This window comes from Rickettsia endosymbiont of Thecocarcelia acutangulata (assembly GCF_964263195.1).
Classification (GTDB): domain Bacteria; phylum Pseudomonadota; class Alphaproteobacteria; order Rickettsiales; family Rickettsiaceae; genus Rickettsia; species Rickettsia felis.
On the sequence record NZ_OZ181652.1, the window covers coordinates 254,246 to 272,880 of the forward strand.

Below are 18,635 nucleotides of genomic sequence, written 5' to 3' on the forward strand. Positions count from 1 at the left end.
ATGAAAGTATTACAAATTACTGCCTATGAGTCACCTGGTTCTCGATTTCACGGTTTAGCAATTACTCCTCTTTTAAAAGAACATGGTATAGAGTCAAAACATTTAGTTTGGCAAAAAGATAATGATAATCCTGAAGTATTAACCTTTAGTGAGAGAGATCGTAAAATAAATCGTTTTTTATACGGAATAGAAAATATCTTATCTTTGCAATCAATTTTATATCGTAATGCTTTGCAAATGATGAAAATGCCTGAATTTCAAGAAGCTGATTTACTTCATCTTCATATTATTCATTCGGGTTTTTTTAGTATGAGGCATTTGCCTAAAATAACTAATCTAAAACCGACGGTTTGGACTTTGCATGATCCTTGGGCGATGACAGGTCGTTGCATTTATCCGATGGGTTGTACGGGATGGGAGAAAAATTGCGGTATTTGCCCTGACCTTAGTACTCCATTTGCAATGAGGAAAGACAATAGTAAGTTTTTATTTAATCATAAAGGCAGAGTTTATGAAAAATCTAATTTTGATATAATTGTAGCATCAAAATGGATGCAGAATATGGTTAATATTTCGCCATTATTTAAAAAAGTAAAAACTCATCATTTACCTTTTGGTTTAGATTTAAAATTTTTTTCTCCTGATTTTACTAAAAAAGCAAGAGAACGGTTTAGAATCAGTAAAGATACGATAGTAATTTCTTTTCGTAGTGAAGCTGACCATATTTTTAAAGGGTATAATTATATTATAGAAGCATTAAAAAATTTTGAAATTACAAAGCCTATATGCTTATTAACGGTTGGCAGGCATAATTTACTAGAACAATTTAGAGGAAGATTTGAAATAATAGAACATGGCTGGACTAATGATAATGTATTACTTCGAGATGTTTTAGCTGCTTCTGATATCTTCTTAATGCCGTCTGTTGCAGAAGCGTTCGGCGTCATGGCGATAGAAGCATTAGCATGCGGCAAACCTGTAATTGTTTTTGACGGAACATCATTACCTGAAGTAACATTTGCTCCTGATGTTGGTATTTCTGTTCCAATGCGTGATAGTAATGCTTTATCAAATGCAATAAAGCACTTAATTGATAATCCGGAAGAGCGTTTAGAGCGAGGTAATAAAGGAAGAAAAGCAGCTGAATTACATTATAGTCAAGATATGCACATAAAAAATTTAGTAAATATTTATAAAGAGACCTTAAATAAATGAAAATTTTACTTTTAACTGATATACCACCGTGTGAGAATTATACGGCAGGGTTAGTATTACATCCCTTAGTAAAATTTCTACCTTTAGGTCAAGTTGTTATATGTAGTGTTGCACATCCTAGTCTAGAATTTAAAATACCAAAAGAATTAAAAAAAATTCCTCGCTTAAAATTATTTAAATCTATTGAAACTGCTAGAATATACAAAGAAGGGAAAATAGGAGGATTAATTTCTTATAGTGTTGAGTTATTTAATGCTGCAAAAGTAAAATATTTGTTACTTCCTAAAATAATAAGATTTGCTAAAGAGCAGCAAGTTGATGCTATATGGGCAGTATTGCAAGGGCAGACTATAATTAGGTTAACACGACCTTTAGCTAAAAAACTATCAGTGCCTTTATTTACTCAAGTGTGGGATTCTTTTGAATGGTGGCTTCGAGCTAATAAAATTGATGAGTTTACTCAAAAAAGGTTCTTAAAAGAGTTTGATGAAGTAATCAAACATAGTACTTGCTGTGCTACTGCTTCATGGGCAATGTCTGAGAGTTATAAAACTAAATATAATACACCTACTATACCGGTAATTGCCGGATTACTGAAAGAATTAGCATGTATTCCAGCTGCATCGCCTCATAATAGAAATGAATTTATAATTAGTATGGCAGGGCAGTTTTATGCTCAAGCTGAATGGTTAAGTCTTATTAATGCTCTTAATAGCGTTAGTTGGTTTATTGCTGGCAAAAATATTAAAATTCGGGTAATAGGAGGAGATTTTCAAGTATCAGCACAATTACCTGCTAATTTTGAATATTTAGGGTGGTGTTCGCAAGAAAAAACTATTAATTTACTTGCCGATTCAGATCTTCTTTATATGCCTTACTGGTTTTCTGAAGAATTTTATAAAGAATCAAGTACAAGTTTTCCTTCAAAATTAGTTACATATTTTGCTTCCGGTAGACCGGTCTTTTGTCATGCTCCTGATTATTCTTCACCAAGCAAATATATAGCAGAAAATAATGCAGGATATTTGTGTAATTCTCTTGCCACCGATAAAATAATATATGAGCTTGAAAGAGCAATAGCTGATGAAGATTCTTATAAACAATTTGCTAAAAACGGTTCAAAATGTTTCTTGCGAGATTTTACGCTAGAGCATATGAAAGAAACATTTCTTAAATTTTTAAATATAAATGATAATGAAAATAAATAATAACCATATAGTTTGGGTAGATTTAGCAAAAACTTTAGCTATTTTTATGGTAGTTACGCTTCATTCAATCGCTCCGTGTTTTTATACATATTCATCTTTCCCTTTTTCTAAAAGTTTTATTTTTTCTAATTTTATAGATTCTTGTTGTAGAGTGGCTGTTCCTTTATTTATATTATTGTCAGGTGTTTTAGCACTTCAAAATACTATGCCGATAGAAAAATTATGGCATAAAGTAAAAAGGTTATTAATTCCATCAATATTTTGGAGTATTCTTTATAAATATTGGGTTTTATATAACATTGGAGAAATATCTAATATTTTTGTTGTACTAAATAGTATCTTTCGTGAACCTGCAATGTATCATCTAGGTTTTGTTTATTATATGCTTGGGGTTTGTTTACTATTGCCAATTCTTGCTTTAATTGTTAATGAAATGATTAAAGATACAAAATTTGCTTGTTATTTTTTAATATTATGGTTTGTAATTAATGGTGTTAATTCTTATTACTTTTTATCGATAACAAATTGGATGGCAATTAGTAATTTTCTCAATTATTCCGGTTATGCAATTTTAGGAGCATATCTAATAAGGAAAAATATCGGTTCAAAATTTCCTATATATTATTGGTTAATTTTATATTTAATAGGAAGTATATTTACTTTTACTATTACTTGGAAACTAAATATAAATTCCTCTATACCTGATGAAACTGCATATGTATATTTAACACCAAATGTTATAATCGCATCTATAGGAATATTCGTAGTATTACAAAAAGTTAATGTGCCGGTCTATTATAATAAACTATTAAAATGTATTTCTGATAATTGTTTTTTCATATATTTTTTTCATGTTTGGTTACTAGATAGATTACAATACATAATGATAGAATTTTCAAGCTTTAATCAGGTAAATTATCCAATTACAGACGGTTTAGCTTTAGCATTTATTACTTTTATAATTAGTCTATTAGTGAGCATATTAATTAGATTAATTCCTCATTCTCAAAAGTTAGTTGGATGAAACAAAATACATATTCCCCGTTAGTTTCGATTATTATTCCCGTATATAACGGGGCAAATTATATGCACGAAGCTATAGATAGTGCCGTAGCTCAAACTTACAAAAATATTGAGATTATTGTTGTTAACGACGGTTCTAAAGACAATGGTAAAACAGAACAAATTGCATTATCATACGGTGATAAAATACGTTATTTTTATAAAGAAAACGGCGGATGCGGTTCAGCTTTGAACTATGGTGTCAAAAACAAGAAAGGGAAATATTTTTCATGGCTTAGTCATGACGATGTATATTTACCTAATAAAGTTGAACATCAAATTAATATATTAAATAAATTAGATAATAAAGATACTATTCTTTACTGTGGTTATGATTTAATAAATGAAAAATCACAACATATAGCTACAAATAAAATAATTGATAGGATTCCTGAAAATAAACTTAACATCCCATTATTTCCTCTTCTACGTGGTTTGATACATGGGTGTTCGTTATTAATCCCTGTCAAATATTTTCATGAAGTCGGGCTATTTAATGAAAAGCTAATAACAACACAAGATTACGATTTGTGGTTTAAGATTTTTCGAGTAGCTCCTATATATTTTGATGATCAAGTACTTATCAAAGCTCGAATGCATCCTGAGCGTGGGACAAATACTATTTCTATACATGAAAAAGAATGCGAAGAATTATGGTCGGGTTTTTTAAAAGAGTTAACAGAAGAAGAAATGCTAATAATGGGCGACGGTTCTATAGCAGCATTTTTATTTGATACCATAGCTTTCTTTAAAGATTATACTCCATATAGAAAATCAGAAAAATTAGCTATGGAGATGGCGAATAGGTATTTGAATAATACAAAAGTTAGCGTGATTATGCCTGTATATAATAGGATAAATTGGACTATAGAGGCTATAGAAAGCGTACTTGCTCAAACTCATGAAAATTTTGAATTACTTGTAATAGATGATGGATCAACAGAGGATATATCAGAATTAACTGAAATATGTAAAAAAGATAAGAGGATAAAATATTTCCGTAAAGAAAATGAAGGACCTAGTGCAGCACGTAATCTAGGAATTAAAAAAGCTTCAGGAGAATATATTGCTTTTCTTGATTCAGATGATCTATTTATGCCAAATAAAATAGAAACTCAATTAGGATTTATGATGGAAAATAATTTTGTATTTTCTCATACTTCATATCAAAGAATAGATGAAAAAGGAAAATATATATGTTTTGTGGATTCTGGTAATGTTAGTGGTAAAATTTTTCCTCAAATTATCCAAAACTGTACGATAACAACAACAACAGTGATGGGCAGGACTTTGTTATTTAGACAAAACTTATTTCCTGAAAATATTAAAATCGGTGAAGATTGTTGTGTATGGATTTCTATTGCAAGTAAGAATTTAGTAGGAGGTATTAATAAGGCATTATCCAAATACCGTGTTCGTGATGGCGATACTAATGCGTTTATGAGCCCTACTAAATATTCTCAAGGGTTAATAAATATTGCTGCATACGTTGTTAATGATGGTGATTTAAGTAAATTCAGTCCATTTACTATCAATTTGCTCTTAGTGGCTGTTACGCAATTAAAATTATTAAAAGAGGATGCTGACGTTACAAAAAATAACTCTAACCGTATAATAAAAAAAATACGATTAGGTTTTTCTATTGCCCCAAGTTTAATTAGGTTCACTATTTACTCTATAAAATATAATGGAGTAAAAGCAACAATCTCTAGAATACAGAGATGGATTAAAAATATGTATAGATAACTATTCCTCAATTATTTTAACTTTTGAGCCATCGCCGATTTTAGTCATACCTTCGGTAACGACTAAATCACCTTCTTTAATATCGTCAGAGGTAATTTCAATTAGACCTTCTGTACGTGTACCGATTTTTACATATAATTGTTTTACCGTATCACCGTCTATTTTATAAATAAAGTTACCTTGATTATTTCGTTGAATACAACTTTCAGGAACGGTTAGATTTTTGTGAGGATTAATTATAAGCGTAACATCTACTAAGCTATTATGCAGGATTTTTGTCCCCATAGGTAAAATAATTTTAGCTGTTAAAGTACCGTTATCTGATAAGTAATGTGATACTGCCCCGATTGTACTTTTAATTTTTCCTGCAATTAAAACTTCAGTATAGACTCCAACTTTTCCGCTTAAAGATTCCGGCAATTCAATAAAAATACTTTGTGAATTTTCTGTTCCGGTAATGCTAAAAAGATAGTTGCCTATTTTTACTTCATCACCGACCATAGACTTAATTACGCCTATTTTACCGGAGTAGGGTGCAGTAATTATCATGTTGTTATATGTTTTTAGAGCTTTGGAATAATTAAATTTAGCATCTTCAAGTTCGCTTTTTGACCTTTTATATTCCTCGTTGCTTACAAATTTTTTAGCAAATAAAGCTTCTTTTCTATTATAATCTTCTTGTTTTGTATTTAATAAAGCTGCTGCTCTAGATTTAGTGGTTTCTGCTATGTTTTTATCTATAACTAGCAATATATCTCCTTTCTTTACTATTTCTCCTTGATGTGCTGAGACTTTTTCAACTACTCCGGTGGCATTAGCATAATAATCACGGCTATTATCATTCTGGCATTGCCCTACAATATTAAATATGTCGTAAAGCTCGGCAATTTGTACTTTAGTTGCTTTTACTCCTGTAATTTTTTCTTCTTCCTTTTTATGTGCCATAGTAGAAAAGGAAATAAGTAAGGTAAAAAGAACAATAAGTTTTGCAGGCATAATATTATACTCTAAGGTGAATAGGTGTCATCTAATTAGTTTGTCTACATTAGGTATTGCCCGCGTGGATTAATTTCACCTCTGTCATCCCGTGGCTTGACCACAGGATCCAGTTAAAAATACTAAAATTATTAGTATTTTTTATTGTTTTTATGGACCCCGTGGTCAAGCCACGGGGTGACACAGTGGGTTTTACCGCTCCACGCAACAATGCCTCCAAGTTATGACAAAGTATGCTTTTTAAGTTCCTCGTCCGTTAACCATTTATATTCTTTTTCTAGAATTTCAAATCTGATTTTTTCTAATTGTTCATCAAGATCAGGTTCAAGAACGATAGCAGAACCCATAAATTCAAATCCTTGATAGTTAATTTTTAGTTTCTTACAAACTTCTTGTAATGATAGTAAATTTTCTTCTATATCATCAATAAATATTATTGATTGCGGATAATAATCTGTTTTGCGTAATACATATTCAAGTACGCTTCCTTTATCATATTCCGCAGTATAAATTATGCCATCTTTTAATGTAGGTTTACCGTAACCGATATTAAAATCCTCGATTGTTATTTCATCTTCTAAAGGTGAAAATTCTTGAAAATTTACCTTTAATTCAGTGAGTTCACGAATTCTCCATTCGATCATATCTTCAATTACGCCGAATTTACCGGTAGGAAGTTTAGTAAGCCCCATTGCTGGAATATTTTTTTCTTTAAGTAGATTAAATATTTTTAAAATATCTAAATTAACGAACCTAGATTTTTTTCCTTTAAGAATAACGCTAAGTAATAATTCACATTCTTTTCTAGTAAGTCTTTTTTCAATGTTATTCATTAATTCTTTTCTATAATCATGTGTTAACCTAGATTCATCACTATCCATTACAATTACTTCATCTACATCAAAAAGCACTAAGCTAGTATTATCGGCTTGTTTTACCGCTTCTATAACTTCTTTAAAATCATGAACTTTATTTATTTTACTATACATATTTGTTTTTTATTTAATATTACTTATCATTTCTTCTAAGGAATTTGCCATTACCTTTAAATCTTCTTCTCTAGATAAATTATGGTGACCGTCTTTAATTAGCTTCATTACTATTTGTTTACTTATTATTTTTTCTAATAATTTTACTGAAACATTATAAGGCACGTCTTCATCTAACATTCCATGAATTAGATGTACCGGTATATTTATATCAATCTGTTTCTTTGTCAATAATAAATGTTTTTTTGCATCTTCTATCAGTTTATAGCTTATAGGATATTTATGCTCACAATTTTTACCTCTTACTTCTAATATTCTCTCTTTTTGCATCTTATTTTGATCATCTAGAGATATATTTTGCCAAATATCTTCAGTAAAATCGGAAGCGGGAGCTAAACACACAAGCCCTTTTATTTTATCAGGGAATTTTAAAGCTGCAAGGAGTGCTAACCACCCACCCATGCTTGAACCGACTAATATTGCCTCCTTATCAATTAATTTGTCTAAAATTAGTGATACTCCTTCTAACCAATCACTAATTGTTTGATCCTCAAATCGTCCTGATGCGTTTCCATGGCCGAAATTATCAAAAACAATAAAATTATAATTGTTTTTTTTACAATAATCTATTAAATAGATAGCCTTAGTTGATTGCATACTAGACATCAAGCCGTGTAAAAAAATTACAGATAGAATATTTGTATTAATTATTCTATAATTATCATAGACAATAAATTTGTCTTGTGTTTTATTATAAAGCTTGTGCATTTTAAATAATTATTTTAATAGATTGAGATTTAATGCCTTCATTAAAGTCAAGTAAACGATACAATAAATATACTATTTTGCAAGTAGTTCCTGCTCTAGTTTCGGGAGGGGTTGAAAGAGGTACTATAGAAGTTGCAAAATATCTTAAAATTCTCGGTCATACTCCTATCATAATTTCAGCAGGCGGTACTCTAGTTAAAGAGTTAGATAAGGAAGATATATTGCATATTGAAATGAATAGTAGCAGTAAAAATCCTTTTGTAATTCTGAATAATGCAAAATTGATAGCAGAAATAATCAAAAAATATAATGTTGATATAGTTCATACAAGATCAAGGGCACCGGCATGGAGTTCATATCTAGCAACAAAATGGACGAATGCTAAATTTTTGACTACTTTTCATGGGATTTATAATATTCCGAATAGTTTTAAAAAATATTATAATAGCATAATGCTAAAAGGCGAGAAAGTTATTGCTGTATCCAATTTTGTAAAACAACATTTGCTTGAAAACTATAAAATTGATGAAGACAAAATAGTAGTAATTGAGCGTGGAGTAAATTGTGATTATTTTGATCCGGCAAATTTAACGCCTGAAAAACTTAAAAAATGTCGTGATAAATATGATGCACCGAGCAACGTGCCGATAATATTAATGCCTTCTAGAATGACAAGCTGGAAAGGACATCTTGTTCTAGTAGAAGCATTAAGTAAGTTAAAACATAGAGATTTTTATTGTTTAATGGTTGGCGATATATCTAGACATCCCAATTTTACTAATAGAGTCAAAGAGCTTATAGCTACTCTAAAGCTTCAAAATAAAATTCAAATTTTCGGTAATGATTCGGATATAATAAACCTATATGGGATTTCCGATATTATCGTTTCTGCCTCAATCGAGCCTGAAGCTTTCGGACGTACTATTATAGAAGGGCAGGCGATGGAGAAGCTTGTTATTGCAACTAATATCGGCGGGGCAGTAGAAACGATAAATAATAATATAACCGGTTTCCACGTAGAACCGAATAATGCCGAAGCGTTAGCAGAGAAAATCGATTATTGCTTCTCGATTTTAGGTACTGATACTGCTAAGAAAATCCAAGAAGCAGCAAGACGTACGGTAATTAATAATTTCTCTCTTGATCTGATGCTAAGAAAAAACCTTGAAGTCTATAAAGAAATCTTAAAAAACTCCCATAATTGAACACCTAGATTTAGTATATACAGTATATAGGGTTGAATAGAATAGCTATTCTCCTAATAATTTTATTTCAGCGTACAAATCTTCAAGATTTATATACTGATCATAAAAATTATTATAATCATGAGATTTACCGTCATGATGTACTACAAGAATTAAAGTTTCCGGTAAAAATTCTTTTAAAGCTTGTTGTGCATTTTCTATAGATATTTTATCAAGATTGGCAAACACCTCGTCTAAAATTAATATTTTAGGGTTTGAAATTATAGCTTTAATGATTCCAATTTTTTTCTTTTGACCGCCGCTTGGTGCATTTATTACATCATAATTTTTATCACTTAAGTGCGTAATTAATGTACCTAGATCCAATTTTATAAATAGTGTGTTAATTTTTTCTTCTAATGATTGTTTATTACTTTTAATGATTGATCAAGACCAGAGGTTATTACTTCAAATAAAGTAGATTGAGCCGGTATGTAACTATTCTGATCAATAAATATTATTTTTGGATTTTGATAATGGGTAGGTATGGAAATTTCACCAACACTATGGCATGGATCAGCAATACAATTTACTAAACTCTTTAAAAAAGTAGTTTTGCCTTTTCCTGAGGAAGCTGAAAGAAGATAATGTGCTCCTAGTTTTAATACTAATTTTTCAAAACTCAAAATAGTTCTTTCTTCTATAATTAGGTTATAATCAGAAATTACAAGTTCATCATTTGTATCATTAGTAGACCATGTTATTCCTTTTTTATCTTCAGAAGAAAGTGCCTCTATTAATTTTATAATTCTCTCTTGTGATATAACTGCTCCACTAAAGATTATTTTTAATGAGGAACTTGTTACGAATGGTTTTAAGGTTTCAAGCCAAGGATTAAGTAGTAGAGCTTGCTCAAATGTAATCTCTCCATTTTTTACTTTATAAATATAGTAAAGTAATTTTATGAATTTATCTGAGCTATCTAGTATAGTGGTTATAGTATTTTTTATGTTATCTAAAACCAGCATCTTCTTTGATACTTCTTTTTTAGCTTTAAGCTGTTTGGCATATTGATTTTGTACAAATTGAGCAGAATCAGTTAACAAGATATTTAAAGTATTATAGGATATATTGCTTACTATAGAAGCTGTTGTTTCGTTAATTTTCTCTGCTTCTTTCCTGTAAGAAATATCCAGTTGATATAATATATTTAAAAATCCTTGCTTAATATTTTCAAACTCATTAAATATAATAGCTCCTGGAACTAAATTCATTATATCTCGCAATGCAATAAGCTGTATAATTTTTTGAGTTGTTAAATTCCCTAATTGTAAAATTCCAATATTAAAAGTAATTCTAAGATCATAGAATAAATTATTAGTAATAGCTTCTATATCCTTTAATCCTAAGATTTTACTTTTATATTCCTCGTTTAGTAACAGTTCTAAAGCTTTTTGTTCGATTAAATCTTGAGTATTTTGTGTTAAAGAAGTTTTATATGATTGGAATAGTGTGCTTATTATATTTTTTCCACACCATGAAATACTGATTTTTGCTCCTTGAGAAACAAGAGGTCCTATAGCAGCAGTAGGGTCCTGTATGAGTAAGGTCAATGCAATTAATGTATTGCCATCATTTCCGGTGTAGTTAATAAAACTACTATTTATACATGCTTCAATTAAATCTAAAACATTTGTTATAACCATATTTCTAATAATTGGATTATTAAAAATGTGATAAAATCCTTGAGTTACATCTTTAATTTCATTTTTTGAATCATTTTTAAAATTGTTAGAAAGTATATTAGGGTCAATTACCCTAATATTAGGAGTTAAGTTTGTCTGAATTTCTTTTAAATTTTCCTGATAATTTAAGAAATCAGTCCCATAATATGTTAAGCTTAATATTGCAGCTGTAGAAGTTAAATAAATTGGTACTGAATAATTAGGAAAAGTCGTGATGAGATTTGTAGTAATAGGGTAGATTAAACTTCCTTTAAATGTGGCAGAAGTAAGATAATGTTTCTGAAAATACCCTTTGGTTATTAAGATTTCATCAGCAAGAGTTGCCGAAACAAAAATACTGCCTCCTTTTGTCCCATTTACAATAAAACCAGTTATACCGCTAATTATTAAATGCGTTCCATATGCTAACTTCTTGGAAAAGGTAGAAGCAGCATTATTTTTATTAAAATAATGGCATTATATTTTCTTAAAAATAATACGCAAAATAATACGCAAGTAGAAACAATTATTATATATGGAGCTTCGCTCATCGCAAGTCGTTGCCCGCGTGGATCAATTTCACCTCCATCCCGTGGCTTGACCACGGGATCCAGTAAAAAACATAAATACGGCAAGTTTTTAAAATTAAAAGCTCGATTTATCTCGCTTTATGCTGGATTCCCGCCTACGCGGGAATGACATCGTACGTTTTTTTCGAGCCGTGCAACAACTCCAGTCAAGCCACGGGATGACAGAGGTGAAATTGATCCACGCAACAATATCTTTCGAGCGACTAAAAGAAGCGTGTCAATTCATTCTTGCTACGTCAAAATTTACAGTTTTTTCTTAGCTCAGACGTTAAATTCTTAACTAATCTATCTTTAATAAACGCTGCCGAATTAGGTGATAAGTTGTGTTATAGTATAAAGGAAAAATGTAGGTGTAGGGAAGAAAGTAAAAAGGCAGATAAATAAAACCTGCCTTTTTGTAATTATTAACGAGAATATAGCTCGATCACTAAATGAACTTCTGCTTCAAAAGAATATGGAACATCAGAAAGAGCAGGAACTCTTAAATATTTACCAGTTAATGAAGGTACATCAAATGATAAATAGCCTGGTGTTGTTTGACCTTGTTTTGAAACGGATTCTTGGATAAGCTGTATTTGTTTTACGGATTCTTTGACTTCTATAACATCACCTTCCTTTAGTCGTATGCTTGCTATATCGGCTTTCTTACCGTTTAATTTAATATGCCCGTGTGAAACTAATTGTCTTGCAGCAAAAATAGTTGGAGCTATATTCATTCTATAAACAACTGTATCAAGTCTGCTTTCAAGTAACCCAATGAAGTTTTCACCAGTATTACCTTTCATTTTTTGAGCAAGTGCAAAAATATTTCTAAATTGTTTTTCAGTGACACGACCGTAATGGCATTTTAATCTTTGCTTAGCTTTTAAATGTAAACCATAATCTGAAGTTTTAATCATGGTATTCTGCCCATGTTGTCCGGGACGATAATTTCGTGTATTGAAAGCATCCTTGCTATCACCCCATAGACTTACTCCAAGTCTTCTACTAGCTTTATATTTAGAACGAACAATTTTTGTCACTGATAATATCCTTAACTTTATATTTGAATTACAAGAAAATATATACATTTCTTATATCAAAGTCAATCATTGATTTTTACCCTAAAACTTTTTATATTTAATTAAAAAATATTTCATATGAGTTCTTTAGTAACGCCAATCAATTTAGATAAAATCAATCATTCACAGAGTACTGTTAAAGACTATATTTTACTTATGAAACCGCGTGTGATGTCGCTTGTGATTTTTACAGGTTTTGTAGGTATATGGCTTGCTCCTTATTCCGTGCATCCTTTTATTGCCGGTATTGCAGTTGTTTGCATAGCTCTTGGGGCGGGTAGTGCAGGAGCAATTAATATGTGGTACGATAGAGATATCGATAGCTTAATGAAACGTACTCAAAAAAGACCTATCGTCAGAGGTGCTATAGAACCTGATGAGGCTTTATCTTTTGGTTTGATAACAGGATTTTTTGCAGTATTTTTTATGGCTTTATGTGTTAATCTACTTGCCTCCTTTTTACTGCTATTCACTATTTTTTATTATATCTGTATTTATACTATTTGGTTAAAGCGTCGTTCTATACAAAATATCGTTATTGGCGGAGTATCGGGAGCATTACCTCCTGTGATAGGTTATGCAGCGGTAAGCAATACTATATCTCTAGAGTCGATTATATTATTTTTGATTATTTTTATTTGGACGCCACCACATTCATGGGCTCTTGCTTTATTCTGTAACGATGATTATAAAAACTGTAAAGTACCAATGATGCCTGCAGTAAAAGGGAATTTATATACTAAGAAACAAATTCTAATTTACAGCATTCTTTTATTTATTGTTTCGTTAATGCCTTTTTTTATCGGAATGAATAATTTTATATATTTAATAATTGCAGGCATTTTAGGGTTAGTATTTCTATATTATTCCGGTTTTTTATTCTATGACACCCCTGATAACAAACAGGCTAAACGATTTTTTGCTTATTCGATATTTTATTTGTTTTTTATATTTTTACTTTTGTCCTCAACTAGCACTATATCCTTTATTAGCTGAGAGATAATAGTGTCGGGTTACTTTTATGGAAGATAAATTGAAAACCAACGTAAAGAAATACGTCATAGGTTTATTTTCATGCAAGTGATTTTTTATTTATAACTATAATTTTTAAATAAGAAGAGTTAGAAGATATATCGTATTTGATTCCAAGGAATTAACCTATCATGCAACTCGTTCCATCGTTTGATAAAATTACTCTTAATACCGGCTTTATAACGTACAGCCTTGCCTCCATATTCGCTTACTTTATTTTCCTGTATATTTGGTTGCCAAATTAAAGCTTCACTCTCTAATCTATTTGAGGCAATATTTCTTTCATGCTGCTTTTCGTTATGTGTTAAAAATATACATTCCGCTTTTATAAACGGTTTATATTGGTTATTTATGTATTGATCTAAATCTTCAAATAACTTTGCATATTCGGTAAGCCAGCCTTCATAAGCAATAATAGGAGAAAAGTTTAGATGAACTTCGTAACCTGCTTCAATAAAAATATTCACCGCTTTTATTCTCTCGATAATCGGACTCGTTTTTGGCTCTAATATCTCACTTATCCTTGCCGGCATCAAACTAAATCTAATCCTTATTTTGCCTTCAGGATTAAAATTAAGCAGTTTAGGATTAACATATTTAGTAGCAAAAGTTGCTTTAGCATGCGGATGTTCTTTAAAGAAATTAAATATCTTTAACCAATTAGTGTGTTTCCAATGCAAACTTACATCGGTAGAACAACCTATATCATATGTCCAATATTTTGAATCCGTTTGATTTGAAACTTTAATCGGTAAACTTGCTACATGTTTATCTAATACGTCAAGTATTTGATCTATATTTTCATTTATATATAATGTTTCATAGTTGTGACGCATTACATAACAATAACTATTTCTACAACCTCCTGCACAGCCATATATAAAGTTAGGAGTTATGTAATCCGCTGATCTTCCTTTAGGACGTACATGTAAAGTTTTCGTATTTTGTACTATTTTCTTAACCATACGATTTTAAATTAAAGTTTATTTAAAATACTTACTTAGCTTTACAAGCTTCAGATTTATTTACTTATATTGAAATTGTAGTTATAAATTATTAATTACAAATATATCATAAGTTATGGAAAAACCAAGCTATCTAAATTTTGATAATAAAAATTATACATGGAAAAATGATATTGATTATCGTAAATGCCCGGAAAGCTATAGAGTAGGTAAAGGTGAACAAGGAGTATTAATTTGTCAACCATATAAAAATGAAATTTTGCCTTATTGGAAGTTTAAAACTCCTGAAATTGCTAAAGAAAGTAGTGAAAAAATATATGAAATTTTTTTAAAATACTTAGAGGATAATGATTTTGTTGGAGCTGATATGGCTCGTAAATATTTGCAAATGGGTTTTACTAGAAGTAGACGTTATGCTAATTATAAAGGTGGGAAAAAATATGACAAAGAACATGATTATAAGAATTTAGAAAGAGGAGGGGGTGATCCAAAAAAAAGTAAAAAGTGCCGATATATTTTTCAAAAAATGGCAAGAGGCAGAAGATAATAAGAAATATAAAAAGATGAAAATAGAATGGAAAAAACAATATGGGTAAATATTAGCTTTACCGGTTTAGTTTTTTTATATTATAGTAGATTAATAGAGGATAGATTATGACTAAAGATGAAATTGCAGAGCTGTTTAAAAAATGTCTTGCTCTTCATAATAGATATCAATATCAAGAAGAAAAAGCCAATCTACGAAAATTCGTTGAAACTGATCCTGAAGAACTTTCAAATTTTATTGAAACTTATAATAAAACTGAAAAATATAACAATAGGGAAGCTGAAGTTTTTCATATTTTAAGTTCTATTTTAATGGAAAAACAACAAGATAATGCAATTAAATCATTAAAGAAAGCTATTGAATTAGATCCAAGTAAAGCATACTACCACGAAGAGTTTTTTAATAAGTTACATAAAATAAATCCGGAAGAAGCACTCGCTTCTATCAAAAGAGCTATAGGGTTAAATCCAAATAAAAAATCATTATATGAAGATTTTATTATTTTGTTGAAAAAGGCAAATTATGATGAAGAAGCAGCAAAAATTACTAAAGCAATTCAAGATTTCCCTAAAAACATACCTAATTTGGTGTTAGATACTGAGGAAATAATAGAAGTTTATCAATTGGGGGATGCACTTAAATGCGAATAGTTGGTATTCCTAATTAAATATATATGTCGTCATTGTAAGAAAGCGTTGTTGTATGGCTCAGAAAAAGCGTACAATGTCATTCTTAGCAACGGCAGGAATCTAGTTTTTTCTCTGGCATTCCGTGATTTATTCACAGGATCCAGGAAAAAATAAAAACCTGGACCCCGTGGTCAAGCCACGGGATGACATTAAGGATTACTGGATTCCCTCCTAAGTGGGAATGACATTGAGCCACGCAACAAAGCCGAATAAATCACGGGATGACACAGAGAGAAATAATAAGTCATACAACACACGTGACGGTCACATCAAAACAGTTTCTTCAATCCTTTTTGTAGCAGTTTATTCACAGGATCTGCTTGTTGATTTTCCGGCGGAGGGCTGCTTTGTTCCTCTGTATTTGTATCTTTTTTCTTTCTAAGACCTAAAGCATCTTTAATGATATTTTCAGGTTTCTTCTCTCCGCTTTTTAGGTCTTTAATAACGCTATTAAATACGTTTTTAACTAGATATGTTTGAAGAGCTTGAACATCTAATTTATGCTGCGGGTTATTTATAAATCCATATAATTTAACGGCTATAGGAGGTAAATCAGCAATAGTAACGCTTGCACTAATATCCATCATATATTGCGATAAGTTAATTTGACCGCTTGCATTTGCTTTGGCTGGCGTAGCATCTAAACTACATTCATTTAAATTAAGCTTGCCTTGCGTTATATTGCCGCCGGCAATTAAATTTTTGAAAGATGTTGATCCGCCACTAAAAGAGCTGTTAATAAGCCGTAATACTCCTTCGGTATTTTTAGCATTATGTACTGCATCTGCAATTCGGTTTAAGTCAAACCCGCTTATTTTTCCGTTATCACTATTTACGTTAAATTGTCCATTTAGATTATTAACATATGTATAAACGCTATTACCGCGAGAAGTAAAATCCGTTTTAAAACTTAGTCGTCCATCGGTTATTTTTATTTTACCCAATTGCGGAGTTAAACTTTTGAGATAGGCATTTTTTAAATCAATTTTAATTGCAGCTTCTTGATCTTTTCCTGAACTCACATAACCGGTGCTACTTAGTTCGCCACCGTAAATGCTCGCATTAACTGAAGTAATATTCAGCGTGCCGCCGGTGATATTTAATTTTGCTTTTAAATTATTTATGATTAATGAGTCGTTAGTTAGTTTATCAATATTTGCGGATAATTGTCCTTCAATTTCATTTAAAAATCCTAAGTTAATAGGATTGTTTGACCAAGGAGAATTATTTTTAGCTGTAGGTATGTTTTGAGTAGCAGGGCTACTAGTTTTACTTGGAACAGTGGTAGGGCTATTACTTGCAAGAATTTTATCCAAATTAACTAAAGGACTGTATAAGTTAAGATTAAAATTTGGCTTCTGAGCTGCTAAATTAATATCGCCTTTAATAGATATGTTAGTATTAAAAGCAGATATTTTATTATTAATATGGAAAGTATCTTTAATTTTTTGTACTTCCCCATTTAACTGTAATACCCCAATCTTACTTAAATTACTTACTCCCATAAGAGACATAAACGACTCAAAATTATTAATTTTTAGATTATGAGAAATAGTGATATCTTGTGCTAAGTTTTTAAGCTCAATATCTCCGGTTAGATTACTATTGGCCGCCGATAAATTAATATTTTGTAATTTTATTGTTTGAGAATTACAAATTACATTAGAAGTAAGATTCAGCTTCTGGTTAATAATAGGCGGTAATTTATCGGTCTTTAGCTTTAGAGCATCAAGTATAGGTTTTAAACTATCAGCTTGTAGCATAATATTTGTCTTATCTAAATTAGAGCTAATCTCGGTTTTAATGTTACCGGGATTGATAATAATATTTGATTTTAGGTTATTACGTTCTATATCATAATTTGCATTTGCTAGTAATTCTATATTTGGATAATTTAGTCTGGCATCTTTTATAGTTATATTTTTATTATTGGCAGTAATTGCCGTAGTTAGCTCATAGTCATTTTGTAAGTTAGCCGGCACGCCTAAAGCTTTAGTATTGCCTTTAATATTTGCGTTACCTATAAAAGAATTATTTTCGCTATCAAATTTCCCTTCGATTTTAATTTTTTCACCGACAAGATTAATATTAGCACTTAACGGAATTATTTTTCCGATTTCTTGAATATTTCCCTCTATATTAATCTGTTGTTCCAAAGCCTTTAAAGCTAAAGTAAAGTCTATAGGACCTTTAAGGCTTTTTATTTTAGTATCTAAATTAATATCGTTAAATATTTTCTCACTATTTTTTTCTATATATATTACTTTACCGTCTATAATTTTAAAATGACTAATTAAAATAGGAAGCTCTAATTCACTATTAGCATTAGTAGATTCTGCAGACCTAACATTATTTATTTTAGGGTTATTATTAGAGGTAGGTGTAGCAAATTGCCAATTTTTTTGTCCGTTATTCAAAACTTCTAGATTTATAATCGGTTTTTGCAGTTCTATAGAAGCTACTTCAATTGCTCCTCTAAAAAGAGGAAAAAGCTTTAATGACGCTTTAGCATTTTCAACGGAAATTAGATGAGGTTCTTTCGTGCCGTCTATTGATGATAATTTAATTTCTGATAGTGATACTGCCGGATTTGGTAATAAAGATAATTTTATATCGCCGTTAATAGTTAAATCTCTATTTGTAGCCTCTTTAACTTTATCTATTATTATTCCTTTATAATTATTTAAAGGAATAAAGAAAGGAATAATAATTAATAACAATATTATACTTATAAATATAATAAGTGAGTATTTTAAAGTTTTAGGCATATAGTTTAACCTTCTATTTATATACATATATTGATTATAGTATTTAAGGCTTAATTGTCAAATTCATATAATTTACTCAATTAAGGATTGA

General features: G+C 30.2%; 16 protein-coding genes. 8 read left to right on the plus strand and 8 right to left on the minus strand.

The genetic code is table 11. The annotated features are described in order from the left end of the window. Genes ACE38Q_RS01390 through ACE38Q_RS01405 form a run of 4 tightly spaced genes read left to right on the plus strand, consistent with a single transcriptional unit; the run spans position 1 to position 5,231 of the window. The gene (locus tag ACE38Q_RS01390) at positions 1-1,215 is read left to right on the plus strand and encodes a glycosyltransferase family 4 protein (RefSeq protein WP_500189804.1); all 1,215 of its coding nucleotides are present in this window, start codon (positions 1-3) and stop codon (positions 1,213-1,215) included. Continuing rightward, positions 1,212-2,423 (plus strand): glycosyltransferase, encoded by a 1,212-nt coding sequence (locus ACE38Q_RS01395; RefSeq protein WP_500189805.1) that lies wholly within the window; start codon positions 1,212-1,214, stop codon positions 2,421-2,423. The genes ACE38Q_RS01390 and ACE38Q_RS01395 overlap by 4 nt, the downstream gene beginning before the upstream one ends. Continuing rightward, positions 2,404-3,447: an acyltransferase gene (locus tag ACE38Q_RS01400; protein ID WP_500189806.1), complete on the plus strand. Its 1,044-nt coding sequence runs from the start codon at positions 2,404-2,406 to the stop codon at positions 3,445-3,447. Before ACE38Q_RS01395 ends, ACE38Q_RS01400 begins: the two co-directional genes overlap by 20 nt. Further along, a complete protein-coding gene (locus ACE38Q_RS01405; RefSeq protein ID WP_500189807.1) occupies positions 3,444-5,231 on the plus strand; it encodes a glycosyltransferase family 2 protein in 1,788 nt (595 codons plus the stop codon). Before ACE38Q_RS01400 ends, ACE38Q_RS01405 begins: the two co-directional genes overlap by 4 nt. On the opposite strand, the gene ACE38Q_RS01410 is transcribed toward ACE38Q_RS01405, so the two are convergent. The 3 genes from ACE38Q_RS01410 to ACE38Q_RS01420 form a co-directional block, all read right to left on the minus strand. Next, complete coding sequence (locus tag ACE38Q_RS01410; RefSeq protein WP_500191190.1) at positions 5,232-6,230, minus strand: efflux RND transporter periplasmic adaptor subunit; 999 nt, start codon at positions 6,228-6,230, stop codon at positions 5,232-5,234. Between the two features lie 218 nt (positions 6,231-6,448). Next, on the minus strand, positions 6,449-7,216 hold the full coding sequence (locus ACE38Q_RS01415; protein ID WP_500189808.1) for a DUF2608 domain-containing protein: 768 nt from the start codon (positions 7,214-7,216) through the stop codon (positions 6,449-6,451). A 9-nt stretch (positions 7,217-7,225) separates the two neighbouring features. Further along, a complete protein-coding gene (locus ACE38Q_RS01420; RefSeq protein WP_500189809.1) occupies positions 7,226-7,984 on the minus strand; it encodes an alpha/beta hydrolase in 759 nt (252 codons plus the stop codon). 32 nt (positions 7,985-8,016) lie between these two features. On the opposite strand from ACE38Q_RS01420, the gene ACE38Q_RS01425 reads away from it, so the two are divergent. Next, entirely contained in the window at positions 8,017-9,189 is a 1,173-nt protein-coding gene (locus ACE38Q_RS01425) for a glycosyltransferase family 4 protein (protein ID WP_500189810.1), read from the plus strand. A gap of 45 nt (positions 9,190-9,234) precedes the next feature. Here ACE38Q_RS01425 and ACE38Q_RS01430 read toward each other — a convergent pair whose 3' ends face one another. The 3 genes from ACE38Q_RS01430 to rpsD all read right to left on the minus strand — a co-directional run bounded on the left by ACE38Q_RS01430 (position 9,235) and on the right by rpsD (position 12,504). Beyond that, positions 9,235-9,555: an ATP-binding cassette domain-containing protein gene (locus ACE38Q_RS01430; RefSeq protein WP_500189811.1), complete on the minus strand. Its 321-nt coding sequence runs from the start codon at positions 9,553-9,555 to the stop codon at positions 9,235-9,237. Positions 9,556-9,584: 29 nt separating this feature from the next. After that, on the minus strand, positions 9,585-10,874 hold the full coding sequence (locus ACE38Q_RS01435) for a hypothetical protein (protein ID WP_500189812.1): 1,290 nt from the start codon (positions 10,872-10,874) through the stop codon (positions 9,585-9,587). Between the two features lie 1,012 nt (positions 10,875-11,886). After that, complete coding sequence (gene rpsD / locus ACE38Q_RS01440; protein WP_500189813.1) at positions 11,887-12,504, minus strand: 30S ribosomal protein S4; 618 nt, start codon at positions 12,502-12,504, stop codon at positions 11,887-11,889. A gap of 117 nt (positions 12,505-12,621) precedes the next feature. Here rpsD and cyoE point away from each other — a divergent pair, with 117 nt between their 5' ends. Continuing rightward, positions 12,622-13,539: a heme o synthase gene (gene cyoE / locus ACE38Q_RS01445; RefSeq protein WP_500189814.1), complete on the plus strand. Its 918-nt coding sequence runs from the start codon at positions 12,622-12,624 to the stop codon at positions 13,537-13,539. Between the two features lie 125 nt (positions 13,540-13,664). On the opposite strand, the gene ACE38Q_RS01450 is transcribed toward cyoE, so the two are convergent. Further along, a complete protein-coding gene (locus tag ACE38Q_RS01450; RefSeq protein WP_500189815.1) occupies positions 13,665-14,540 on the minus strand; it encodes an SPL family radical SAM protein in 876 nt (291 codons plus the stop codon). A 115-nt stretch (positions 14,541-14,655) separates the two neighbouring features. On the opposite strand from ACE38Q_RS01450, the gene ACE38Q_RS01455 reads away from it, so the two are divergent. Then, complete coding sequence (locus tag ACE38Q_RS01455; RefSeq protein WP_500189816.1) at positions 14,656-15,087, plus strand: DUF4385 domain-containing protein; 432 nt, start codon at positions 14,656-14,658, stop codon at positions 15,085-15,087. Between the two features lie 311 nt (positions 15,088-15,398). Then, positions 15,399-15,737: a hypothetical protein gene (locus ACE38Q_RS01460; RefSeq protein WP_485441440.1), complete on the plus strand. Its 339-nt coding sequence runs from the start codon at positions 15,399-15,401 to the stop codon at positions 15,735-15,737. 308 nt (positions 15,738-16,045) lie between these two features. Here the strand turns inward: ACE38Q_RS01460 and ACE38Q_RS01465 are convergent, their stop codons facing one another. Continuing rightward, positions 16,046-18,544 (minus strand): AsmA family protein, encoded by a 2,499-nt coding sequence (locus tag ACE38Q_RS01465; RefSeq protein WP_500189817.1) that lies wholly within the window; start codon positions 18,542-18,544, stop codon positions 16,046-16,048. Positions 18,545-18,635 lie beyond the last annotated feature (91 nt).